Annotated in this window: 20 protein-coding genes, 1 pseudogene and 1 riboswitch; of the genes and pseudogenes, 12 read left to right on the forward strand and 9 right to left on the reverse strand. The window is 59.8% G+C overall.

All coding sequences use genetic code 11. The features are described from left to right. Positions 1 to 25: 25 nt before the first annotated feature. The 3 genes from HKN06_06535 to HKN06_06545 all read right to left on the reverse strand — a co-directional run bounded on the left by HKN06_06535 (position 26) and on the right by HKN06_06545 (position 4,072). The gene (locus tag HKN06_06535) at positions 26 to 1,975 is read right to left on the reverse strand and encodes a transglycosylase SLT domain-containing protein (GenBank protein ID NNF60972.1); all 1,950 of its coding nucleotides are present in this window, start codon (positions 1,973 to 1,975) and stop codon (positions 26 to 28) included. A 168-nt stretch (positions 1,976 to 2,143) separates the two neighbouring features. Continuing rightward, on the reverse strand, positions 2,144 to 3,496 hold the full coding sequence (locus tag HKN06_06540; GenBank protein NNF60973.1) for a DegQ family serine endoprotease: 1,353 nt from the start codon (positions 3,494 to 3,496) through the stop codon (positions 2,144 to 2,146). A gap of 141 nt (positions 3,497 to 3,637) precedes the next feature. Next, positions 3,638 to 4,072, reverse strand: a complete 435-nt coding sequence (locus HKN06_06545; protein ID NNF60974.1) for an Hsp20/alpha crystallin family protein — start codon at positions 4,070 to 4,072, stop codon at positions 3,638 to 3,640. 423 nt (positions 4,073 to 4,495) lie between these two features. On the opposite strand from HKN06_06545, the gene HKN06_06550 reads away from it, so the two are divergent. Both HKN06_06550 and HKN06_06555 read left to right on the forward strand, forming a co-directional pair. Then, complete coding sequence (locus HKN06_06550; GenBank protein ID NNF60975.1) at positions 4,496 to 6,637, forward strand: adenosylcobalamin-dependent ribonucleoside-diphosphate reductase; 2,142 nt, start codon at positions 4,496 to 4,498, stop codon at positions 6,635 to 6,637. A 37-nt stretch (positions 6,638 to 6,674) separates the two neighbouring features. After that, entirely contained in the window at positions 6,675 to 7,394 is a 720-nt protein-coding gene (locus HKN06_06555; GenBank protein NNF60976.1) for an NrdJb, read from the forward strand. 348 nt (positions 7,395 to 7,742) lie between these two features. On the opposite strand, the gene HKN06_06560 is transcribed toward HKN06_06555, so the two are convergent. From HKN06_06560 to HKN06_06585, 6 genes are all read right to left on the reverse strand, one after another. Then, positions 7,743 to 8,483, reverse strand: coding sequence for a DUF1211 domain-containing protein (locus HKN06_06560; protein NNF60977.1), 741 nt, complete (start codon positions 8,481 to 8,483; stop codon positions 7,743 to 7,745). Positions 8,484 to 8,730: 247 nt separating this feature from the next. Then, positions 8,731 to 10,413 (reverse strand): diguanylate cyclase, encoded by a 1,683-nt coding sequence (locus HKN06_06565; GenBank protein ID NNF60978.1) that lies wholly within the window; start codon positions 10,411 to 10,413, stop codon positions 8,731 to 8,733. Between the two features lie 115 nt (positions 10,414 to 10,528). Beyond that, a complete protein-coding gene (gene pepQ, locus HKN06_06570) occupies positions 10,529 to 11,863 on the reverse strand; it encodes a Xaa-Pro dipeptidase (GenBank protein NNF60979.1) in 1,335 nt (444 codons plus the stop codon). 69 nt (positions 11,864 to 11,932) lie between these two features. Continuing rightward, a complete protein-coding gene (locus HKN06_06575) occupies positions 11,933 to 12,358 on the reverse strand; it encodes a hypothetical protein (protein ID NNF60980.1) in 426 nt (141 codons plus the stop codon). 152 nt (positions 12,359 to 12,510) lie between these two features. Further along, positions 12,511 to 12,599: riboswitch (cyclic di-GMP riboswitch) on the reverse strand. A gap of 126 nt (positions 12,600 to 12,725) precedes the next feature. Continuing rightward, positions 12,726 to 13,340, reverse strand: coding sequence for a hypothetical protein (locus HKN06_06580; GenBank protein NNF60981.1), 615 nt, complete (start codon positions 13,338 to 13,340; stop codon positions 12,726 to 12,728). A 213-nt stretch (positions 13,341 to 13,553) separates the two neighbouring features. Then, a complete protein-coding gene (locus tag HKN06_06585; protein ID NNF60982.1) occupies positions 13,554 to 15,074 on the reverse strand; it encodes an aminotransferase class III-fold pyridoxal phosphate-dependent enzyme in 1,521 nt (506 codons plus the stop codon). Between the two features lie 122 nt (positions 15,075 to 15,196). Between HKN06_06585 and HKN06_06590 the strand changes: the two genes are divergently transcribed. The 10 genes and pseudogenes from HKN06_06590 to HKN06_06635 all read left to right on the forward strand — a co-directional run bounded on the left by HKN06_06590 (position 15,197) and on the right by HKN06_06635 (position 23,962). Then, complete coding sequence (locus HKN06_06590) at positions 15,197 to 15,652, forward strand: hypothetical protein (protein NNF60983.1); 456 nt, start codon at positions 15,197 to 15,199, stop codon at positions 15,650 to 15,652. Between the two features lie 123 nt (positions 15,653 to 15,775). Beyond that, a pseudogene (locus HKN06_06595) lies at positions 15,776 to 16,318 on the forward strand (c-type cytochrome). A gap of 1 nt (position 16,319) precedes the next feature. Then, a complete protein-coding gene (locus HKN06_06600) occupies positions 16,320 to 16,712 on the forward strand; it encodes a hypothetical protein (GenBank protein ID NNF60984.1) in 393 nt (130 codons plus the stop codon). An 85-nt stretch (positions 16,713 to 16,797) separates the two neighbouring features. After that, positions 16,798 to 17,343 carry a cytochrome c3 family protein gene (locus HKN06_06605; protein NNF60985.1) on the forward strand — a complete coding sequence of 182 codons (546 nt, stop codon included), beginning with the start codon at positions 16,798 to 16,800 and terminating at the stop codon, positions 17,341 to 17,343. Positions 17,344 to 17,362: 19 nt separating this feature from the next. Continuing rightward, positions 17,363 to 19,567, forward strand: a complete 2,205-nt coding sequence (locus tag HKN06_06610) for a molybdopterin-dependent oxidoreductase (protein NNF60986.1) — start codon at positions 17,363 to 17,365, stop codon at positions 19,565 to 19,567. 90 nt (positions 19,568 to 19,657) lie between these two features. Continuing rightward, positions 19,658 to 20,341 carry a 4Fe-4S dicluster domain-containing protein gene (locus tag HKN06_06615; protein NNF60987.1) on the forward strand — a complete coding sequence of 228 codons (684 nt, stop codon included), beginning with the start codon at positions 19,658 to 19,660 and terminating at the stop codon, positions 20,339 to 20,341. After that, positions 20,334 to 21,674, forward strand: coding sequence for a polysulfide reductase NrfD (gene nrfD, locus HKN06_06620; protein ID NNF60988.1), 1,341 nt, complete (start codon positions 20,334 to 20,336; stop codon positions 21,672 to 21,674). The genes HKN06_06615 and nrfD overlap by 8 nt, the downstream gene beginning before the upstream one ends. Then, entirely contained in the window at positions 21,659 to 22,159 is a 501-nt protein-coding gene (locus HKN06_06625) for a DUF3341 domain-containing protein (protein NNF60989.1), read from the forward strand. The genes nrfD and HKN06_06625 overlap by 16 nt, the downstream gene beginning before the upstream one ends. A gap of 1 nt (position 22,160) precedes the next feature. After that, positions 22,161 to 22,673: a c-type cytochrome gene (locus HKN06_06630; GenBank protein ID NNF60990.1), complete on the forward strand. Its 513-nt coding sequence runs from the start codon at positions 22,161 to 22,163 to the stop codon at positions 22,671 to 22,673. Next, complete coding sequence (locus HKN06_06635) at positions 22,670 to 23,962, forward strand: hypothetical protein (GenBank protein NNF60991.1); 1,293 nt, start codon at positions 22,670 to 22,672, stop codon at positions 23,960 to 23,962. The genes HKN06_06630 and HKN06_06635 overlap by 4 nt, the downstream gene beginning before the upstream one ends. The last annotated feature ends 14 nt before the right edge of the window (positions 23,963 to 23,976 follow it).

The raw sequence follows: 23,976 nt of genomic DNA on the forward strand, positions 1-23,976 counted from the left end.
ACCGGGCGCCGTGGCGACCGGGAAGCTAGTCGGCGATCGGCACCGGCGGCATGATGGCGGCCAGCCGCCGGGTATTGCCGGTGAGACGCCAGTGGAAGATTGCGTCGGCGGTCAGCACGCGGCGCAGGTAGCCACGGGTTTCGGTGTACGGAACGGTCTCGACCCAGATGTCAGCAGCGACGGCTTCGTCCTCCGGCAGCCAGCGATCGACGCGGTGTGGCCCGGCGTTGTACGCCGCGGTGGCCAGCACCTGGTGGTCATCAAAACGCGCCAGCATGCGATCGAGATAGAAGGTGCCGAGCGCGATATTGTCCTCGGGATTAAGCAGCGTATAGCGCCCGCGATAACGCATGCGGGCCTGGCGCGCCGTCAGCCGGCCGGTTTCGGGCGTGACCTGCATGACACCCAGCGCGCCGGCCGAGGAGGTCACATCGGGCATGAACAGGCTTTCGCTACGTGCGATGCCGAAAGCCCAGGTGGCCGGCAGGCCAAGGGATTCGCTGTGCTGCTCGAACAGTTCGCGAAACGCCATCGGGTAGGTGATTGCCAGGTCGTCGAAAATTCCGGCCCGTGCGGCTGTCGAAATAGCCCGCGAATGCCAGCCCCAGCGATTTGCCAGGATTGCCGACTGCGCTTTTTCGGCACGAGTCAGGTCGGCGACACTGCGATCCCACTCGGAGCGGCCTTTGCCGTGCAGGTCGACAAAAAACAGTTCGCGGGCGCGTACAAGTCCGTGATTGTTTTCCAGCCGGGTAAGTAGTTGCTCATCGGGATCAGCGGGAATGTAGTTGTACTGATACGGAGCAGCGATGCGATCGGCGGCTAGAAATTCGTAAAAGCCGCGCTCCTGCGCCAGCCTGGCATAGACACCGGCCGCCTCATCGCTGCGGCCGTTGGCTTCGAGAGCTCGCGCGCGCCAGTATTGCCACTTCGCCTCGCCGCGGTTTTTTTCGCTCATTGCACCGATCGCCTGCAGCACGCTGGCCCAGTCGCCGTGCTTCAGTGATGCCCGCGCACCCCACTCCAGCAAGGTATCGTCGACCATGTGGCGTTCAAGCCCGAATATCATCTCCGGGGCGTGTGGCTGGTGATTGCGAGCTGAGGTCAGCGCCAGTGAACGCAGCACCGAGCGATTCTGCCGGGTATCGAAATCATAGGCATTGACCACTTCAGCCCAAACCCGCGCAGCGGCTTCGACGTCACTGCGAGCGAGACGCTTGACGCCGTAAATGATCAGGTCGCGGTGTTGCTCGCTGTCGGATATCTGGCGCCAGTTGACCAGCACGTCGGCGGGACGATGTCGCATGCGCCGCCACATCTGCACATATTCGCGGTCAGCTTCGGGCATCGGCCGTGCCAGCCATGCCGCCAGTTCGAACTTGCGTTTGTCCAGCGCCAGCTGAATACGACGGCGTCGATCGTCGTCACCGATGACATCCTGTTGCTCGAGCCAGGCGAAAGCCGGGTCGCATTCTCCGGCGCGGCTCTCGCCATTCATCCAGAAAGCCAGGGCGTCGCGTGCAAACTGCTCATCCGGACCCAGCTTCAGGCGGGCGTTCAATGACAGGCAAGTCAGCGTTTCGTCGCCGCTCGACGAATAGTCGACATCGTAGATGTCGAGGTAGCTGCGCCACTGGCCCCGGCTGGCGAGCGATTTTGCCCAGCGATAACGCAGGTCACGGATGGCCGACGAGCCGCGGTGGCGGCTGACGAAGTCCGCGATTTCAGCATCGTCGATGCGGCCGAGCTGGGAACGCAACCAGGCTGCCTGCAGGTCCGGGTAAAGAGGGTAGTCCGATAGCAGCAGCTGGTGCTGCCGGATCGAGCTGGCATCGCCATCGAGCGCTTCCGGCCAGGCCTGGCGAAAGGCGTCGCGCTGCTGCTCGAGGCGCTGCGACCAGTTGGCCGCCAGCGGTGCGGCCAGTGCCGTCAGGCCGGCAAGAATGAGCACGGTGGCCGGAGCTAAGCGATACATAATGATCCAGCTTAAGCGTTTGGGCCGCGGGCACAAGGGCTGTTGTTCACATTTTCGTATTTATTCCAAAGCGTTAGCACTTTTGGAAGATTATGTTAAACTTCAGCCACTCTCCCTAGTCGTCCGGTCCCCCTCGGCCGGGCGACCTTTTTTTATCCGGCTCAGGCATTACAGGATCAGCAACAGCTGGGCACTGCCACGGCGGATGGTCAACACCAGCGACTGGGCCTCCTCGATCGCCTCGCGAAACCCCGCCAGGCTGTCGATGCGGCTGCGGTTTACCTTGGTAATGACATCGCCGGCCTGCAGCCCGCGCCGCGCCGCGGCGCTGCCGGCTTCGACGCTGGCAACCAGCACACCCTCGACGCCACGGTACTCGCGGTTGTCCGGTAACTCCGACAGCTCGGCGCCACGCAACCCGGCCGGCAACTCGGCTGCCGCAATCTGCTGGTCCTGCGCGCCGCCCAGTTCAGCGGTCAGCCGGCGTCGTTTGCCGTCGCGGATAACAGTGACCTTCACTTCATCGCCGATGCGCATCAGCCCGATGGTATTGCGCAGCTCACCGGCGTCGTCGACCGTCGTGCCGTCGATATCGACAATCACGTCGCCGGCCTCGATGCCGGCTTTTTCCGCAGCCGAGCCGGGCATGACCTGCGCTACGAGGGCGCCTTCGGTCGTATCGAGGCCGTAAGCCTCAGCCAGCTCGTCGGTCAGTGTGTAGATATTCACGCCCAGCAGTCCGCGGCGGACTTCGCCGAACTCTACGATCTGGTCCATGATCGAACGCGCCATATTGATCGGTATTGCAAAGCCGATACCGAGATTGCCGCCGCTGTTGGAAATAATGGCGGAATTTATGCCGACGAGTTCGCCGTTCAGGTCAATCAATGCGCCACCCGAATTGCCCGGATTGATCGGGGCGTCAGTCTGGATAAAATCTTCGTAAGCATCGCGATTGAGACCGGAACGGCCAAGTGCGCTGACAATGCCGGAAGTAACGGTGTTGGTGAAACCGAACGGATTGCCGATCGCAACGACAAAGTCGCCCACTTCGAGCTCGTCGGAATTCCCCAGCGCAATCTGTTTCAGCTCGCCGGATTCAACCTGGATAACCGCAATATCGGAGCCGGCATCAGCGCCGATGACTTTTGCTTCAACGGTGCGGTCGTCGAGCAACGTCACTTCGATTTCTTCGGCGTTATTCACCACATGTGCATTGGTGAGTATGTAACCCTTGCTCGCATCGACAATGACACCTGAGCCTGCGCTCTGGAACTGGCGCCGGCGCGACTGCTCCGGGACGTCGAAGAAGCGGCGAAAAAACGGATCGTCAAAAAACGGGTTGTTTGCGACCTCGACGCTGCCGCGCACCGCGATATTCACCACGGATGGCGCGACTTCCTTGATCATCGGCGCCAGCGAGGGCACTTGTTTCCCGCCGACTTCCAGCGGTAGTGCGGCGTGCAGTGACCACGCGCTGGTGAGCAGCAATACGGCGGCAATGGCGAGCCGGGTTTTCATGGGCATCTGTCTCCCGAAAAATGAACGGCAATGGTAAGCACGACGCCGGGGGGCAGCAAATCAGGCGCGCCGTGGTAGAAAAAGACAGCAGGACAGGGGCGATGGTTCCATCATCGCCCTGGTCCTCAGGCCGGAAGCCGTTCAGCTTGCCCTGATCTCGATCCGTTTGCGCTGGGTCCGGGCGGCCTTCGGAATGCTGATTTCCAGCACGCCATTCTCGCTGCGCGCGCTTACGGCCTCGGTGTCAACGCCATCCGGCAGAGTGAATCGGCGCAGGAAACGACCGCTGATGCGCTCGACCCGGCGGAAGCCTTTGTGGTCATCGCTGGAGGTCGATTCACGCTGTCCTGACAGCGTCAGGACGCCGCCTTCGACCGCTATATCAATGTTCTGCGGGTCGACACCGGGGACGTCCACATGCAAAAGGAAACAGTCTTCCTGTTCCTGCAGGTCTACGGCCGGGACCCAGTCGGCCACAGTTTCGCGGTCTCGACTGCCAATATCGCGGAACAACCGGTCAATCTCGCGGTGCAGCGAGCGGGCGGTGTCCCAGGGCTCATAACGCATCAGGTTCATGATCAATCTCCTCGTGGATCTGGGGGGTCAAAATGCCTTGTGACAGGTGATCTGGGGGCACTTTTGCGCAATTCAAGCGCGTTCGTCAGGCTTGACATAAGGGGCGGATTCTGCGTTCGGGCAAAACACAATATCTTGTGTCCACAGCCCTTGCGGACTTGTTAAAATTTCCCCCAGTCAATTCAACAACTTTTCCACAAGTTATCCACACTACGTTGATTTTGTTGAAAAAAATGACCCTGTTTCCGGCGGTGCCGGGTCTTGACACTGACCGGGGCGAGCCCTAGTCTAGTGGCCCGCTGCACAAGATGTTGTATTGCCGCCGGGCAACTTACATAACAACACCTGCAGCAGTGGAGGGACCGGTCGGGCAGGGGCCGGGCAGATCAACAATTCTATTCTCTATGGGGAGCGGACGCGGCTATGACCACAGCCCTCAAGTTGGCACCGACGGCGACAGAAATACCTTTCCAACCGGCATCACTCGATATCTGGGAACAGAAATACCGTCTGTCCTCACGCGGTGGCGAGCCGGTGGACCAAACGATCGAGGCTACCTACGAACGGGTCGCTCGCGCACTCGCAGACGTCGAGACCGCGGATTGCCGCGAGCGCTGGTACGACCGTTTTGTCTGGGCACTGCGTCATGGCGCAATCCCGGCAGGCCGTATCGTCTCCAATGCGGGCGCGCACGCACACAAGCCCGCCACATCGACTATTAACTGCACCGTGTCAGGCACCGTTCGTGATTCGATGAACGATATTCTCGGCAAGGTGCACGAGGCCGGGCTGACCCTGAAGGCCGGGTGCGGCGTCGGCTACGAGTTCTCCACGCTGCGCCCGCGCGGCGCCTATGTCAGTGGCGCCGGCGCACACACTTCCGGGCCGCTGTCGTTTATGGATATCTACGACCGCATGTGTTTCACGGTGTCGTCGGCCGGCGGTCGCCGCGGCGCACAAATGGCGACTTTCGATGTGGGGCATCCGGACGTCGTGGACTTCATCCGCGCCAAGCGTGAAGACGGTCGTCTGCGCCAGTTCAACCTGTCACTGCTGGTAACCGACGAATTCATGCAGGCGGTCATGGACAATACCGACTGGTCGCTGGCGTTCCCGATTTCGCACGAAGAACAGGACGCCGAACAACTCGACCTGGACGATGCAGACAAAGTCATCTGGCGGCACTGGCCGAATGACGAGAACTACATAAGAAACGAAGCCGGCCTGGTTGCCTGCAAGATATACAAGAAAATGCCGGCACAGCGCATGTGGGACATGATCATGAGTTCCACCTACGATTTCGCCGAACCGGGTTTTGTGCTCATCGACCGTGTCAACGAGATGAACAACAACTGGTTTGCCGAAGATATACGTGCGACAAATCCGTGCGGCGAGCAGCCGCTGCCGCCGTACGGCAGTTGCCTGCTGGGATCGGTCAATCTCACGCGTTTCGTGCGCGACCCGTTCACCGACGAAGCCTGCTTCGACTGGCAGGAGTTCAACAAGGTCGTCCGTATTTTTACCCGCATGCTCGACAACGTTGTCGAAATCAACGGGCTGCCTTTGTCACGGCAGCGCGACGAGATTACCGGCAAGCGGCGCCACGGCATGGGCTTTCTCGGCCTGGGCTCGACGATAGCGATGCTGCGGATGAAATACGGTGACGAGAAGTCCGTCGAATTCACCGAGCGGGTAGCACGCGAGCTGGCCCTGACCGGCTGGCAGACCGGGCTGGAGCTGGCCAAGGAGAAGGGGCCGGCGCCAATCATGCTGGAAGAGTTCACCGTAACCGAAGAAATGCTGCGGCAGCGGCCGAAGATGGTGCGGGACGGCTGGCGGGTCGGTGCGAAAATACCGGGCCGGGTGCTGCACGCGCGCTACAGCCGCTACATGGAGCGTATCGGCGAGGTGGCGCCCGAGCTGGTAGACGAGCTGGCCGAGGTCGGGGCACGGTTCACTCATCACAGCTCTATCGCCCCGACCGGCACAATTTCCCTGTCGCTGGCCAATAACGCAAGTAACGGTATAGAGCCGAGTTTTGCCCACCATTATTTCCGCAACGTGATACGAGCGGGCCGCAAAACCAAGGAAAAGGTCGGCGTGTATTCCTTCGAGCTGCTGGCCTATCGCGAGCTGGTAAACCCGCAGGCGGGTCCGGATGGCGAAGGCGCCGACGCCCTGCCGGACTACTTTATTACGACCGAAGACATCACGCCGAAAGCGCATGTCGACATTCAGGCGGCTGCACAACGCTGGGTTGATTCGTCCATCTCGAAAACGGCCAACGTGCCCACCGACTACCCGTACGAAGATTTCAAAGACATCTACCTGTACGCGTACAAGAAAGGGTTGAAGGGCTGCACGACTTTCCGCTTCAACCCTGAGGCATTCCAGGGCGTGCTGGTGAAGGAAGGCGACCTGAAAAACACCCGGTATCGCTTCACCCTCGATGATGGCGATGTGGTGGAGCTGCGGGGCGACGAAGAAGTTGAGTACGACGGCGAAACGCACACTGCAGCCAACCTGTTCGATGCCCTCAAGGAGGGCTATTACGGCAAGTTCTGAGCCGTTTTTTTACCAATTTGCAGATTTAGAAAGAGCCATGAACCCGATCAAGATTGAACGCAAGATAGTCGAATACAACGTATTGACAGAAGAAACGGCTGCTGAAAAAGCCGCGCAGGCCCAGGTTTTAGAGCTGGCGGCGGCCAGCGAGTCGACCAGCAACGTCATTCACATGCACGAGAAGGTCGGCCGGCCGGAGGAGCTGGAGGGATCGACCTACAAGGTGAAGACGCCGGTGTCGGATCACGCCATGTACGTAACGATCAATGACATCATTCTCAATGCCGGCACCGAACACGAGCAGCGCCGGCCGTTCGAGATTTTCATCAACTCGAAAAACCTCGACCACTACCAGTGGATCGTCGCGCTGACCCGCATTATTTCAGCGGTGTTCCGCAAAGGTGGTGATGTCACCTTCCTGGTCGATGAACTGAAGGCTGTTTTCGATCCGCGCGGCGGCTACTGGAAATCAGGCGGCACCTATATGCCGTCGATCATTGCCGAGCTCGGTCACGTGGTGGAAACGCACCTGCGCAAGATCGGCCTGCTGGCGCCGACAGAGCTCGACGAGCATCACAAGAAGCTGATCGCCGAGAAACGCGCCGAGTTCGAGGAAGCCAACCGCCAGACCGATGCCTTCGCCGAAACGGTCTATCCGGCCGGTGCCCAGCTCTGTGCCCGCTGCAACACTGCCGCCGTGGTCATGCTCGACGGCTGTCGCACCTGCCTTTCGTGCGGCGACAGCAAGTGTGGCTGACGCAGTGACTACTCGCTTGTGGGAATACCCATAAGCTGATTCTGACGATGGCGAAGAACAGGTCTTTACCATGGCGTCAGGAGTCCATCTCTTGTGGAGAGACATTCTTTTTCGATTGCGGCGGCTCTTCCAGTGACATATCTGTTACCACTGGATTAACAGGTTTGGTAAAGATCGGGCGGGCCATCTCAATCAGCGAGCCGCCCCCCGCCGGCTTGCTCCTGCCAGGGCTCCTTGCGGTCTACGAGCTGGACGCGCCAGAAGCAAAGGTCTGTGATTGTATTGTCCGCCGTGGATCATCGCGTTCGCTTCGGTGACCAGAAGTTCGGATACCACCTGCGTTAGCCATCAGGGTTCTGCTCGACGCCGGTCGAGAAACGCAGGGAGTCGCATTGCAGGGATTAACCCAAAATACATGTAGCCGGCAGCTACAACCCAGGCGTCGGGCAGGGTAAGGGCCAGAAGAATTGACAAGCAGCCGAAGCTCGCGGAAAGCGCCCATGCGTGCATCTCAACTCTGGTCTTTCGCTGTTCAATTGAATTCAGCGCCAGCGAAGTGGAGCTGCGCAGGGCCAGACGATATAACTGGCTAACGAGCAGTGACATGGCGAGAAAACCGGCGGAGTAGAATACGAATATCAGGCGCAGGTCCAGGTAGGTCTCGATCTGATAACTCGTGGCCAGGTAACCGCCAGTGAGGTTGGAGAACATTCCCTCGAACACCATTCTCAGTGGATACACATAAACCAGCATCACAAATATAAATAACAGGCTGTGCAGAACCGTACTGGAGTTCTCCAGGCCATAGCGACGACTCCACATTCGGTGTTGAAGCCAGAACAGCATCAGGACCGCAAAACTGGCGGCAAACCCGGGAATCCGTTTTACGGCTGCCAGCATCTCAGGAATATCTGACGGAATATCGTCGAACGATATTACGAGCAGCGTAAGTACAAAGGCGAAAGCCGCATCAACAAAAGTGTCCAGACGCGTTACTTCCAGCCCTCTCAGCCGAAATTGTCTTTCGACCGTGAGACCGTCCAGTTCCTCATCGGTCCACCGCTTGTCGGCGGCAGCGTGCGTATTCATAGATGAGCCATGCCAAAACGGAATAACGATTAATTGTGTCAGGGCCCGTTGTCAGAATCGACAGTTATTGATACCCGGTATCGAACGGCCTACCGGGCGATGCTGCGACGCAGTATTGCCCGGCTGCATGGGCGTCCCTATCGTTGTTTCCGCGGAGACGCTTCGTGAACCGGAAGCGATGGCAATAAGGTGGAAGTTGCGGGCCGCCGCCCTGGCCGGAAAAAACGGGGGGCAGACTTGATCCTTGCTAGGGGCAGATAGCGGCGATGGCGCCGCTGTCGTTCGGGTTCTGCTCGACGGCGGGCGGTGGTGCTACTATGATCTGGTCGCGGCCGTTGGACTTGGCGCGGTACAGTGCCTTGTCTGCCGCGTTCAGCACCGGCTCCATGGTGTTGATGTGTTCGTTGATCTGGCACACCCCGGCGCTGAAGGTAACGGGAATTACCTGGCCGTTGTGTTCGATCGGTCGTTCTTCGAGACTTGCGCGCGCGCGTTCCAGCACCCCTTTGGCGGTCTGGGCATCGGCGGTCGGTAACAGCATCACGAACTCCTCGCCGCCGTAACGGGCAACCAGATCGTGCGCGCGGGAGACCTCGGTCAGGCGTTGCGCCATAGCCTTGATAACGGCGTCCCCGGCGGCGTGACCGCGGCCGTCGTTGATCTGTTTGAAGTGGTCGAGGTCAATAATTGCAGCGGAGAGAGGCTCGTTCTGCAGCCGCGCTTCGGCGAACAGACGCTTGCCGTGTTTCATCAGGAAGTGGCGGTTGTGAATTTGCGTCAGCTGGTCGCGATTGGCCTGGAAATGCAGCATCTCCAGCGGTGTCCATGCCGTCGATGTAAGCAGTACGCCAATGAGCACGGCGAGGCACATGATGCCGATCGCCAGGTACATACTGCGGCGCTCGCTGGCGCGGATGTCGCCAAGAAAATCGGCGCGTGGCGCATATGTCGCAATCAGCCACCGGTCACCATCGGTCAATGTCAGCGGCATGGAGTCGGCGATATAGCGGATCTTGCCGGCGGTAAAGCTGGTGCTGTGGCTCATGCTGGATACCAGGCTGGCATCGCGGATGGCATCGAGCACGTTGCGGGCGATCGGATCGGACATGGCGTCCAGTGACAAAGCCTCCAGGTCACGCACCGCCTGGTTACGCAGGTGCGGTGCGGCAATCAGCAGACCGTCGGTGCTGGCAATAAAAGCAGAGCCGGCATCGCTGATATCCAGTTCGGCAAGAAAGCCCGCCAGCGCCTGCAGCTCGACATCGACGCCGATAACGCCAATAAAGCTGCCGTTAGTATCGTAAACCGGGTTGGCTGCGGTAATACCGAGCTGCTGGGCAGTGAAAAAAATGTAGGGATCGGTCCAGGAAAACGCGGCGCTGGCCTTTGCATCGCGATACCAGGGCCGGCTGCGCGGGTCGAAGTCATCCTGCGGGTCAGAGATTCCGCCGAGTTTGCCGGCGGCGGTGTTGCGCCACCATAGCGTGGTTTCCGTACCGCCGTTCACTCGCCTGACATGCTTGAGGCGATACTTTCCGGCGGCTTCGTCTACTGCACGTGACAGATAAACAAACTCACCTGATTCGGTGCCGAGATAGATGCCCGCGAAAGACGGGTTAGCATCCAGCTGACTGACGAAATAGCTTTCCAGTTGTTCGGTGTCGCCGGCCTCCAGCACGCCACTGCCGAGCAATTCCGCGGTGATTACAGCCTGGCCGTAGGCGCGCCCCAAAAATGCTTCTGCGTGACCTACAGTCTCCAGCGTGGCGCCGTTGAGGATCTTCTTGGCCTGGCGCAACAGCGCAGCCTCGCTGGCCAGCCCCGAGAAAAACAGGATCGAGATCACCGTGGCTGCCTGTAGCACCACCAGCAATATCACGGCCCAACGCTTGAGCTGGTTGAGGTATGGGCTGTGGTTTACTTCCGGCATTACGGCACGGCGTCAGGCGCTGCTATTGGTTCAGCTACCAGCCTAGAGCTATTACGGTACGTCGACTGTGCGCTGGATCACGGAGGCACAGCGCGTGACAATTCAGCGATTTAACTCAATCTGCCGGTGCCTGCGCGAAAGCATCGCGGCTGAGGTTCTCGTGCCCGGATGAGGTGATGCAGATATCGTCCTCCACCCGCACGCCGCCAAACGGCAGAAACTGCTCGACTCGCTCCCAGTCAACTTCGGCGGCGGCAGTTTCCTGGCGCAGCTCGGCCAGCAGCATATCGATGAAATAGATGCCCGGTTCTATCGTGCAGACCAGCCCTGGCTCCAGCGTGCGTGTCAGACGCAGGAACGGATGCTCTGACGGAGGAGGTCGCTGGTCGCCGGCCGGGCTGGCCTGGTGGCCACCAATGTCATGTACCTGCACGCCGATCAGGTGTCCCAGCCCGTGCGGGAAAAACGTGCTCATGATGCCCTGGTCTACTGCACTGGCAGCGGTGCAGCGCAGGACGCCGTGCTCGACCAGCACCTGCGCCAGGCGGGTGCAGGCCTCCAGGTGCAGGTCGACATAGTCCAGTCCTGGCCGGGCCAGCTCGCACAACGAGAGCTGTGCGGCGTCGACCGCATTAACCAATGCGGCAAATTCATCATCGGCGGCAGAATACGTGCGGGTGATGTCAGCGGCGTAGCCACAATACGATGCACCGGCATCGATCAGGAATGCCTGTGGTGGCTGCTTCTGCTGCTGGTAATTGTGATAGTGCAGCACCGCGCCATTGCCGTTCAGGGCGATGATGTTGTCGTACGGCAGTTGATCAGGCGCCTGGCCACAGGCCGAGCAATACGCCATGTGTATTTCAAACTCGGAAGCACCTGCGCGAAAAGCTGCTTCTGCCGCGCGATGACCGCGAACCGCAAACCGGTTGGCGCGACGCATGCATTCGATCTCAAAGCCGGTCTTGATCGCACGATCAAAATGCAGGCGGGCCAGCAATTTTTCCGGGTTGCGCTCGCCCAGCCCGAGTATGGCGGGTGGCTTGGTGTGGTCACCAACAACGGCAACCTTCCCTGCGACAGCATCTGTCAGCAAGGCTGCGACCTCGATGTCATCCCGGACAATCTGCACATCAAAGCTGTCTGTCCAGTAGCCGTCCGGATCGGCCGGCGGGGTGTGCCAGTAGTCGCGCGGTTGCAGGTAGACCAGTGTCGGCTGGTGCCCGGGCCTGAAGACTATTGCGGAGCCCTGAAGCTGCGGCAGCGGCACCCAGGTCTTGAAGTGCGGATTGGCGCGAAACGGGCATTCACTATCGTCGAGGAATTGTGCATGCGATTTGCCGGCATAGATGACCAGTGTGTCGTAGCCGGTTGCGGCAAGTGCCTCGGCGTGGCGCGTTGACAGAGCCTGGTGATGCTCTGAATAGAGGCTGCCAATCTGGTCTTTCATCTGCGATCCCCGCCAACTGGATCGCTGATGATAAAGCATGGTGCCGCGTGCAGCACCCGGCCGTAAGCTTCAGGCGTTATCGAGGTAGCTGATATGAGCCTTGAAGTTCAGCTCGTAGAAGCATTTCTGCTGGCCAACCAGCCTCGCACTGCGCCAGCCGTCACAGACACGGCGACCGGTCAGCTCATTACGGTTTTCCCGCACCGCTTCGAGCACATCCTGCTGCAGGTCAAAGCCACCGTCTACGCAATCGACGTTTTTGCAGCGGAAATTAAAAAATGCCCGCGATTTCGGTCCGAAGCTGCGGTTGTTCAGGCTCGGCTCGATCTCATGGTCGGGGGCGCGGATGGACAGGTTGATCGCCAGATGCCGCACGCCGGGCAGTACTCGCGCGATGGTGTTTGCGTTCTCGAGCTGGTCGAGGCCCGAAGTCTCGGTGCCCTCTACCTGCTCAACCTGTTCCTTCTTCCGCAACTTCTTCAGAAAACCTAACATCACACTCCTGCCTGACCGGGCCCGGCGACAATCGCCGGGCCTTTGCCGGTCTGTATCCAGAGCTGATTTCACCTCAGGCGGGGGGGACGTGCCTGTGACGAGCCGCACAAAGCGGGACATGCATCTCAATTCGAGCGGGATGCGGCTCGGTTCGTGGCAGCTCCGCTGTCCGGGCAGCGCGGCTGCCGAAGGACCGGTGGCTTTGCGTCCCCGCCTTTCGGCGGGTTTGCCCTGGTCACGCGTGTCCTGCGGACACGTTTGATGCTTAATTTATACCCCGGCTCTCATTGAATTGCGGTGATGGCAATCACAAAAGAAAAAAGCCGCACCCGTGAGGGTGCGGCTTTTCTCGCGAGATTTGACTAAATCAGCTGCGGCGGCGTAGTGCGCCCAGACCCAGCAGGCCCGAGGCGAACAGCAGCAGGGGAGCCGGCAGCGGAACAACTGCGCCGGTGCCGATATCGATGCCGATGCCGTTGTCCACATCACCACCCCAGGCGAACATTTCCAGCGTGGTGCCGTCGAACGTCGAAGAGTTGAACGGCGTGCTGCCGTAGCTTGCTTCGGCAAACGTAAAGGTGCCGCCCGTGATGTCGACGGTGCCGAACGGTCCGGCGCCGCCGGCGACGCTCAGGTCGTAAGTCAGCGTGCCGCCGGCAAAGCCGTTGGCGCCACTGAGGTCAAAAGAGGCAGAAACCAGCGTAAAAGTGCCAACCGATCCCTTGGCATTGCTAAGGGTAAATTCCTGCGGCCCAACAGCGCTCAGCGTGTTGCCGGTAAGGTCCCAGATCACCTGCTGGCCGGGATCCCAGCGCAGCCAGTTGTTAGGGTTGTTTTCTGAATCGCCAGGTCCGGAACCCGGATGAATCAGTGTCCAGGCGGCGTCGTCGAGAAAGGTCCCGATCAGAGTCGCGGCACCGGCATTCACTGCCACCAGTGAAAGCAGAGCAGCAGCTGCAGCACGTACGAAGAAGATTCTCATTTTCTTATCCCTATCAATTGGTCGGCAAAGCCGTTGTTATTAACGCGGAGCGCTGTATACGCGCTTCTTGCCGGATCACACGCCCGGTTGTGGATAAAGAGTCTAGGCTGAGGCGCCCGACGTCGCAAATGTTAAATTATCCGAAGCTCGTAGGTGATTGATTATTTGGGGGCGCTTGTCACAGATTTCACATAATGGTCATGGCGCGGCCGATCAGGCTGCGCGGCGCGGGCCATTGGTGAGGGCGTCACGCACCGCATTGACGATCATGGCAATCTCGGCCGAGCTGATCGAAAACGGCGGAGTGAAGCGCAGCGAGTGCTTGCCACCGTGTACTACGCCGATGCCATGCAGGCGCAAATATTCCTCGATGCTGCCGGCGCCGTAGCATTTGTAGCGATCCGGATTCAGTTCACAACTGATCAGCAGGCCGGTCCCCTGAACCGCAGTAATGGCGTCGCCCATCTCGTCGGCCAGGGACTGCAGTCGTTGCGCAAATTCGGCGCCGCGCTGGCGAATGTTCGCCCGCAGCTTGTCGGTCAGCGAATCGAGCACCGCGCATGCGACGTCCAGCGCTCTCGGATTGGCCGTCATTGTGTTGCCGTAGATGCCGGCGCGAAACACTGCCTTTGCCCGCTCGCCGATAGCCAGTACCGATAGCGGGTACTGTCCGGCATTGAGCGCCTTGGAATAGGTTTCCAGGTCGGGCGGTATGCAGTCGGTGAACCCCGGATAGTCCACCACGGAAAGACAGCCGTGAGCCCGCAGCCCGGCCTGGATAGAGTCGATTACCAGGAATGAGCCGTGTTCCAGCGTCAGGCGCCGCGCGGCATCGTAGAACTCGCGCGATACCGGCATGCCCGGGTTGCCTTCTCCCATTACCGGTTCCATGCAAACCGCTTCGATAAAAAAGCCTTGCTGGTCGGCCATCGCGAAAACCTCTTCGAGTTGTGCGATGTTGTTGGGCTCGACGGTCAACGGCCCGCCGCCGTCGCGGAAGCTGGCGAGGTGTTCGGAATAGCTGGCCAGTGTGGAGTCGGAATAGCGGGCCGGCCCGTCTGTGCGGCCGTGGAAGCCCTGCTCGAGCGCGACCCGGCGAATGGGTTTGCCGCGATGGCGGCCGTCAGGATCGGTATGCACTTTGGCGTTGATGTCTGCCAGCCGCAGCGCGACAGTCATTGCTTCGGAGCCGCTATTGAGGCAGACGAAGCCCTTATACGGACACGAGCCGCGAGTTCGGCCGAGTTCCTGCCGCAGCGCGGAGACAAAGCGATGTTGCGAAAGGCTGGGCGTCATGACGTTTGCCATCACCTGGCGACGGTTCATGGCTTCGAGCACAAACTGCGGGCTGTGACCGAGCCCGAGCATGCCGTAGCCGCCGGAATCATGAATGACAGCGCCGCAGGTGGTAATGATCCAGGGCCCGCAGGCGGCCAGCGCCACATACGGATTAACCACGTCGTCGGGATAGAAATTCACCAGGCCATCCTGTAGCCGGGCGGTAAGGTCTTGTTCTGCCGTGGCCAGTAAATCAGCCGCTTCACTGCCAAGTGCGCTATGCGCATCGCCTGCATCAGCGATCGCCTGTTGCAGGCTGGCGTCAGAGTCGACAAAGACCTGCACAACGGCATCGGGCAGTCCGACGGTGCGGCTCTCGCCCGCTGTCTCGCGCAGGTTTTCGAGGATAGCCAGATAGTGGCTCCCGGGGTGTTCAGCGGACCTGTTCTGCAGCATTTGCCTGGCCTCGTGTAGCAAGCCGCTCAGTATAGATGAGTTGTATGGCACGCCTCCACCGACCGGGTCCACGGAAATGCTCGCAGTTGAGCTAAAATAGGCCGCTTGCTGGGAGAAATGCCGTGCCCGACGAAGACGCGATCCACCTTTTTGCTACCCACCTGTGGGAGCTCGACGACGATTACCTGCGGTTGTTCGACTATCTCGGCGATATCGACACTTTCTATTATGTCAATCATGCGGATCCCGAGCACGAGCCGGAAGGCGACGAAGTATTGGCCGGGCGCGATGAACTAACCCGCCAGATCGAGGCAGCGGAGGTGGTCATCGTGCTTTGCACGCAGTACCTGCAGAACCCGGAGCTGGTTGACCTGCAGATGACCATAGCCAAACGACATGGAAAACCGCTGCTGGCTGTGGAGCCGTTTGGCCCGGACGACGTTCCTGACAAGATAAAACAAATGTCAGATCATATAGTTGAGTGGTACGCGCGCAAGATCGTCGATGGTATAAAGATGCTGGCGCGTGGTGAGGAAGCGCACCGGTACGATACGATCGACTGGCCAGGCGACCTCTGAACAGCCCCGCCGACCGGCCCTGTATTTATATTTTGGAGATATTCCGTGAATAAAACAGCAGTTGTAGTGAGCCTGATCGCGCTGGGTCTGTCCGGCCCCGTGCTGGCGGCTGATGCCGGGCAGGGCAAAGCCAGCTACAAGGTCTGTGCCGCCTGTCACGGCGCCGATGGCGAAGGCAGCAAAGCCCTTAATGCGCCGAACATCGCCGGCATGCCTGCCTGGTATACCGCACGCCAGCTGCAAAACTTCAAAGCTGGTGCACGTGGCACTGATCCCAAAGATATGTACGGCACACAAATGCGGCCGATGGCGATGACGCTTGCCGATGATGCCGCAGTTGCAAACGTTGCGGCGTTTATCGAAACACTGCCGGCCACCAAAGCGGCAGCGTCCGTCAAGGGTGATGTCGAAAACGGCAAGAAGTTGTACGCGACGTGTGCCGCCTGCCATGGCGCGGGTGGCGAAGGTATGGAAGCGCTCAACGCACCGCCGCTCGCTGGTCTTGCTGACTGGTATATCGAGCGACAGCTGCTGGCGTACAAGAGCGGCATCCGCGGCACCGATCCAAAGGATGCCTTTGGTATGCAGATGAGGCCCATGGCGATGATGCTGGCCGACGATCAGGCCGTGCGCGACGTCGCAGCCTACATCGCAACGCTCGACTGAGTTGCTGCAAGCGTTCTTTTGCGACGACGCCGCCGATCAGGACGGCAAGCTGCACATCCTCGGCGTGTACAACGAGCTCCTGGCGGAAGGATTTCCGGCTCGCCAGGAGCGCCTGCTGCTGTGCGGCGTCATCGAGTGGCGCGAAACCGATTCCGGCAGGCAGGATTTCACCGTCGATTTGCTCGACCCTGACGGCCACTCTGTTTACACCGTGGAAGGTCATACGGAGGTTAACGCGGTCAGTCGCGGACGCCCGCCGGCACGCAGCCACCTGCTTCTGCCACTGAAAAACGTGGTGTTCCCGAGCGCCGGCCGTTATCGAACGCGGTTTTGCATTGGCGGCTCTGACTGCTTCGGACCGGACATCTATCTCACCGACGCAAGCTCTTTCTAGCTGCGTCGCAACATGACAGCAAAGCGTTAAAAAAGGCAACATCCCCAAAGGTTGCGACGCATCAAAATTCGAAAGGGAATGGGGGATGTCTGTATCGGTTTACACCGCGCTGCGGACCTTTAAGAAGCACGCCTTAATCGCCCTTGCCGTTATTGTCGGTTTCACGGTTGGCTACGCGGTCAACGCGGCCTTCTATAGCGAAAACGCACCGGCCCAGCCCATCGAGTTCAGTCATCGTATTCACGCCCAGGAAAACGAAATCCCCTGCATGCATTGTCATGTGCATGTCGCAAGGTCAATCAACGCTACGGTGCCGAGTGTTAACAAGTGCATGAATTGCCACCGCGCCATGCCGACCGTGTGGGAAAGCCCTGAAATCATCAAGCTGCGCGGTTACTGGGAGCGGCAGGAGCCAATTCCCTGGGTAAAGGTTCACGACTTGCCGGACTTTGCCTACTTTCCTCATAAACGCCACATCCAGGCGGGTGTTGATTGCAGCAACTGCCATGGTGACGTGGCGAATATGGACAGGGTCGCGCAGGTGGAGCCGCTGAAAATGCAGTGGTGCCTCGACTGTCACAACGAGCGCCAGGTTGAACACGGGCGCGACTGCTGGACCTGTCACAAGTAGGAATGGACTGGAACGTCATATGTCGGCAATAGACCGGAGAGACTTCCTCAAGATAGTCGGCGCCGCCGGTGCCGGTGCCGGCGCTGGTTTCCTGGTTAAGGAAAGCAGAAAGTACCGCCGCGAGCAGTACATACCCTACGTGGCGACGCCGGAAGATTTCACGCCTGGTATTGCGACTTATTACAAGACCGTGTGCGGTCAGTGCAGCGCGGGTTGCGGTATCGAGGTGCGGGTACGCGAGGGTCGCGCCAAGAAGATCGAAGGCAACCCGCTGCACCCGGTCAGCCAGGGCCGCAGTTGTGCTCTCGGGCAGTCTGGCCTGAATGTGCTTTACAACCCCGACCGGTTGCGGCAGCCGCAGCAGCGTCGCGGCGATCGGGGGACCGGCAGGTTCGCGCCAATGGGCTGGGAACAGGCCTTTACTACGGTTGCTGAGCGTTTGTCGGCTATACGCCGCGCCGGTCGTGCCGACCGCATTGCGTTGCTGGCTGGTGCAACGCGGGGCCACCTGCACGACCTGCAGGAAATATTCATGGCCGGACTGGGTTCGGATCGCTACCTGCAATACGACTTCACCGTGCCGGAGGCAATGCTGGCAGCCAACGTTGCCAGTTATGGTCGCGCCGAGCTGCCGTACTACGATATCGCTAACAGCGACTTCCTGCTGTCATTTGGTGCTGACTATCTTTCCCACTGGCTGTCGCCGGTTCATCACAGCCTCGGTTACGGCCAGCTGCGGCAGGGCGGTGAGCACCGCGGGCACGTGGTCCAGGTCGAGGCGCGCATGTCGCTGAGCGGCGCCAACGCCGATCAGTGGTTGCCGGCCCGGCCAGGCAGCGAAGGGCTTGTTGCGCTGGCGATTGCCAACCGCATGGGTGGCAGTGGCCTGGCGGCTTACACCATCGAGCGCGCTGCAGCAGCAAGCGGTCTTGATGTCGCCACCATCAGCCGTCTTGCCGACAAATTCGCAGCGGCTGAACAGCCGCTGGCTATCGCCGGCGGCGGCGCTACAAACGCAGTAAACGGCACCGCCAACGCGGCGGCAGTCAATGTGCTGAACGCCGTTGCCGGAAGTGCAGTTACCGCGAACCCCGACCCGGCAATTGGTACCGCTGCTGCGGACCGTGTTGCCGGTTTTGCTGATATCGCCAGGCTGGCTGACGACATGAACGCCGGGGGCATCGAGGCCCTGGTGATTGTTGGCACGAATCCGGTGTTCTCGCTGCCGGAATCCGTCGGCTTGCAGGCGGCAATGGAGGCGGTGCCATTTATCGCGGCAATCTCGCCGTTTGTCGATGAAACCTCGGCGATGGCCGACGTGATCCTTGCGCCGCACTCCACGCTTGAGGACTGGGGTGATGACACGCCGCAACCCGGTGTCGGGCTGGCGATGGCATCGATCATGCAGCCGGTAGTCGCGCCCGTGCATGACACCCGTCCGCGCGGCGATATCCTGATCGAACTGGGCCGGCGTCTGGGCAGCGACATGGCCGAAAAACTGCCGTGGAATGACAGCTACAGTTTCCTGCGATCGCGCTGGCAAAGCGTGTACGAGCAGCGCAAGGCAGCGCTCGATGGCATGAGCTTCGACGACTTCTGGAACAGCGTGCTGCAGGCAGGCGTGTGGGCGGAAGATCGCAAGGGGCCGGCGTTGCCGCCGCCGGCACAGGTTCTGGATCCGGCGGAAGTGGCAAAACCGGCCGGTAGCAACAGCTACTACTTCCAGCCTTATCTCAGCCATGCCTGGTTCGACGGTCGCGGCGCCAATCTGCCGTGGCAGCAGGAGCTGCCTGATCCGCTGACCAGCGTGGTTTACAACAGCTGGATCGAGCTCAATCCACAAACCGCCGCGGCGATGAAGCTGCGTGATGGCGACGTGGTCGAAGTGCGGTCCGGGTCCGGCAGCCTGCGTGCGCCGGTCATTACCTATCCCGCCATTCGTCCGGATGTCGTTGCCATGCCGATCGGCCAGGGGCACCGCACATTCGGCCGTTATGCGAGTAACCGTGGTGCAAATCCGCTGGCCATAGTTGATGTGGCCACCGACCGTGACAGCGGTGCGCTGGCATGGGGCGCAACCATGGTCAGTCTTGAACCCACCGGCGAACGGGTGAAACTCATCCGCACGTCCGGTACGCCGCGTGAACTGGGCCGGTCCATACTCGGACCGTATGGCGAAGGCGGGAAACCCGATCCGCATGCAAAAGATGAAAACCACGGTTAGCTGACGGAGTAACCGGTGCCAGAAATACTCGACAAATGGAAAAAACTCCGCGAGCCGGGCTACTTCGGCAAGTTCGATTATCACTGGGGCATGGTGATCGACCTGGACCGTTGCAGCGGCTGTGAAGCCTGCGTCGTCGCTTGTACGGCGGAGAACAACCTGCCCATCGTCGGCGAGAAGCAGTTCGCCAGGGCACGCGAGATCAAGTGGATCAGGGTCGAGCGCTACTGGGAGGGTGAATACCCTGACGCCAGGGTGACTTTTCTGCCGATGCTGTGCCAGCAGTGCGACCAGGCGCCGTGCGAGACAGCGTGCCCGGTGTTCGCCACGTATCACAACCAGGATGGCCTCAACACGCAGGTCTATAACCGCTGCATCGGTACCCGCACCTGCGCGGTGTACTGTCCGTACGAGGTGCGCTATTTCAACTGGTACTCCTACCAGTGGGACGAGCCGCTGGAGCAGCAGCTGAATCCGGATGTTTCTGTGCGGGAAAAGGGCGTGATGGAAAAATGCACGTTCTGCATCCAGCGCATTCGCGACGCCAAAGACCAGGCCAAGGATCGCGGTGGCGACAAGCGCGTCAAAGATGGCGAGGTTACGCCGGCCTGTGTGCAGGCCTGCCCGACCGAGGCCATGGTGTTTGGCGATTTCAATGACCCTGACAGTGCAGTATCGAAAGCCGCCACCGACGAACGCAACTACCGGGTTCTGGAAAAACTCAACACAACGCCGTCGGTTGTGTATCTGAGGAAGGCGGAAGCTCATGGCTGACTACCAGGAACCGGCATGGGCTGACGTCAACAAGGATGTCCTGCGTTCGATGCTGGTCACCACGCCGAAATACTGGTGGCTGCTCGGCACGACCATCACTATCGCGGTGGTCTGCTTTTTCCTGCCCTGGCTTTACCAGTGGCACGTTGGTGTCGGTGCCGCCGGAATGAACCGCAATGCGGTGTGGGGCACGTATCTTTCCAATTTCATTTTCTGGATTGGCCTGAGCCATTCGGGCACGCTGCTGTCGGCAGTGCTGCACATCACGCAGAGTTCCTGGCGCAAGACGATATACCGCAGCGCCGAGGCAATGACGTTGTTCTCGCTGATGACTGCCGCGATGTTTGTAATGGTGCATGTCGGGCGGGTCTGGTACGTGCACTGGAGCTTCCCGCTGCCAAACGAGATGGGTCTGTGGCCGAATTTCCGCTCGCCGCTGATGTTCGACGTGATGGCGATCACCACCTACCTGACCGCCAGCTCGATATTTATCTACATGGGCTCGGTGCCGGATTTTGCCGCGGTACGCGATAACAGCACCGGCATGCGGCGTCGCCTCTACACGATCTTTTCCTTTGGCTGGCGTGGCACCGAGCACGAGTGGCACACACTCAACTGGGCCTATACCTTCTTCGCGGTGTTTGTGATCCCGCTGGCTGTCTCGGTTCACAGTATTGTGTCGTGGGATTTTGCCTTGTCGATAGTGCCCGGCCTGCATCACACGATTTTTGCGCCGTATTTCGTCTGCGGGGCAATCTATTCGGGTACCGCCGGAATTGTTACGGTGATGTGGTTGCTGCGAAAGGCCTTCGGCTACGAGAAGTACATACGCAAGATACATGTCGACAACCTCGGCAAACTGCTCCTTGTGCTGTCGCTGATATGGACCTATATCAACGTCATGGAGGTGTTCAACGCCTGGTACGGCGGAACATCGTTCGAGCGCGAGTGGTTGAAATTCCGTATGGCCGGACCGTATGCAATTCTGTACTGGGAAATGATTACATTTTGCGCCTTCGCGCCGCTGTTGATGTTTTCCAACAAGATCCGCTGCTCGTGGAACAAAATGCTCGTGCTGTCGATCCTGATCAACATCGGCATGATCACCGAGCGCTTTATCATTGTGGCGACAGCATTGCCGCGCAAATTCCTGCCGGATTCATTCGGTTTTTACCTGCCAAGCCTGGTAGAGGTGTCAATCACCATCGGGTCATTCGCAATCTTCGCGACGCTGTTTCTGATATTCGTCAAGTGGGTGCCATGTATCTCGATTTATGAGACCAAGGAAACGCTCACGCCGCTGCGGAGGGACGCCAGATGGCAGAAAGCGTAATGGCATTGTATGAATACGAGGAGGATTTCCTCGAAGTTGCCGGCAAGCTGAAGGCCATGGACGTGCCGCTCAGCGTGATGACACCGATCCCGATGCATGACGTCGAAAAAGTGCTGGGGATAGGCAAGAGCAAGGTGCGGTTTTTCTCGTTGACCGGCGCAATACTCGGTGGGGTGTCCGGTTTTGCGCTTGCCGCCGGCACCGCGCTGGTGTTCCTGCTGCCAACTGGCGGTCGGCCGATAATCCCGATACCGCCCTACCTGGTGATCATGTACGAGATGACGATCCTGTTCGGCGTGCTGGCCACGTTGCTTGGATTTCATGTGGTCTCGGGGTTGCCGGCATGGAAAGACGCCCCTTATACACCGGAGGCCAATATTGACCGCTTTGTGGTGTCCGTGCCGGCAGATACCTCTGACCTGGCTGCGGTCGAGGGCGTGATGCGTGAGGGCGGTGCGGTCGAGATCAAGCGGGTGGAGTACTGATATGCGCCTGGTGTTGCTTGTCATCGGAGTCCTGTCCGCCGCCGCGGCGCAAGGGCTGCCGTGGTCCAAGGACATGGTGGACCAGCCGTCGGTCAAACCCCAGGAGACGGCGGTACGCGAGCCACAGGGTTCGGTTCCCGTCAAAGGCAAAGAGGCGATGCCGGTGCCGCAGGACGTTGCCGAGGTTGTGCGTTCCCGACTGCTGGCGACCCGGACCCTGAGCAACCCGGTGGCAGTGGATGAGGCGTCGGTCGCGCGCGGCAAGGAGGTCTACGACATTCATTGCTCGGTATGCCACGGCGCCAGCGGCAAGGGTGACGGGCCGGTCGGAAAAAAATTCGTGCCGCCGCCGATGGACCTTTCAACCGACTATGTACAGCTGCAGGGTGACGGCCAGATCTTCTACACGATTACGCACGGCGGGGTTGCCATGCCGTTTTACCGTGATGCCATCGACAAAATCGATCGCTGGCACATCATCAACTACATCAAGAGTGAGCTGAAGGCGCAATGAACGAAGACGCCGCAGTATCAGTTGAAATACCCCGGGCCGTCGGTGTTGACCAGCGGTCCCGTTACAACACCATGCGCCTGGTCATGGCGGCGATCTTTGTAATCAGCGCACTGGTTGCGGCAATGACGCTGCCCGGCGACACAGCCGGCGGCTGGGGCATGTTTCTGACTACGCTGCTGTTCCTGCAGGGTATTACCCAGTTTGGCGTAGCCTTTACCGCCATCATGCGGTTGTCCGGCGGGTTCTGGGCGCGACCCTTGTTCCGGCTGGCTGAAGTGACAACGCTGGTTTTCATGCCGATCTCATTTGTCGGCATATTGCTGGTTTATTTCGGGGCGCGTCACCAGTTGTTTTTCTGGATCGACCCCGCGCCGGGCGAACACCTCAGCGCCTGGCTGGGTGAAGGAAAGCTGCTGTTCCGTGCGCTCGCGTCACAGGTGGTGTTCTATGTCGTGGCGTTTCTGTACGTGCGCATCAGCCTTCGTCCCGATATCGACCAGCGGGCCGTCGCCGAGGCAACCGGACTGCGCCGGATGGTGTTAGCGCTGTTTGGCGGTGCCGGTGGCACCGCGGATCCGGAAGCGCTGACGCATCGGCTGTACTTCTGGTCGGTGCCTGTACTGATCATTGCCGGCCTCGCCAACACCTTGATCTCGCTGGATTTCGCCATGATGCTGTGGCCGCACTATCACAGCACAGTATTTACCATGTACTACATGATCGGCTGCATGTTTGGCGGGACCGCGCTGTTGCTGCTGCTGGCCGGCCTGCAGCGCCGCTACATCAATATCGATACCGTGTTCAGTACGCGTCAGATCAAAAACCTCGGCATCATTTTTACGGGCTTTATGTGTCTGTGGCTGTACTTTTTCTGGGCGCAGTTTTTTGTTACGTGGTTTGGCAATCTGCCGAACGAATTGCGGCCATTGAATGCGCAGATGGAGGGTCACTACGGCCCGGTTTTCTGGACGTCCGTCGCCTGCCTGTTCATGTTGCCGCTGGCGTTCCTGATATTTGCCAGGGTCAAACGCAGCCTGGTGCTGGCCAGCATGGTCGCGCTGCTGATATGTACCGGCGTATGGCTCAATCGTTACCTGATGGTGCTGCCGGCGCAGTGGGAGGCGCACGTGCCCTTCAGCACGGTCGGTGGTGCGGCTGGTACAATCGCCCTGGTAAGCGGCTTTCTGCTTTTGCTGCTGCTGGCATTCGACGCTTTTCCCATGCTGTCGCGCTGGGAAGTCGAGCGTATAGCGCCGGAAAAGCGGGCAAGCTGGCACAGCAGTCACTGAGTTCGGGCCGCGAC

It is taken from the genome of Gammaproteobacteria bacterium, from assembly GCA_013003425.1.
In the GTDB taxonomy this organism is placed as follows: domain Bacteria; phylum Pseudomonadota; class Gammaproteobacteria; order Steroidobacterales; family JABDKV01; genus JABDJB01.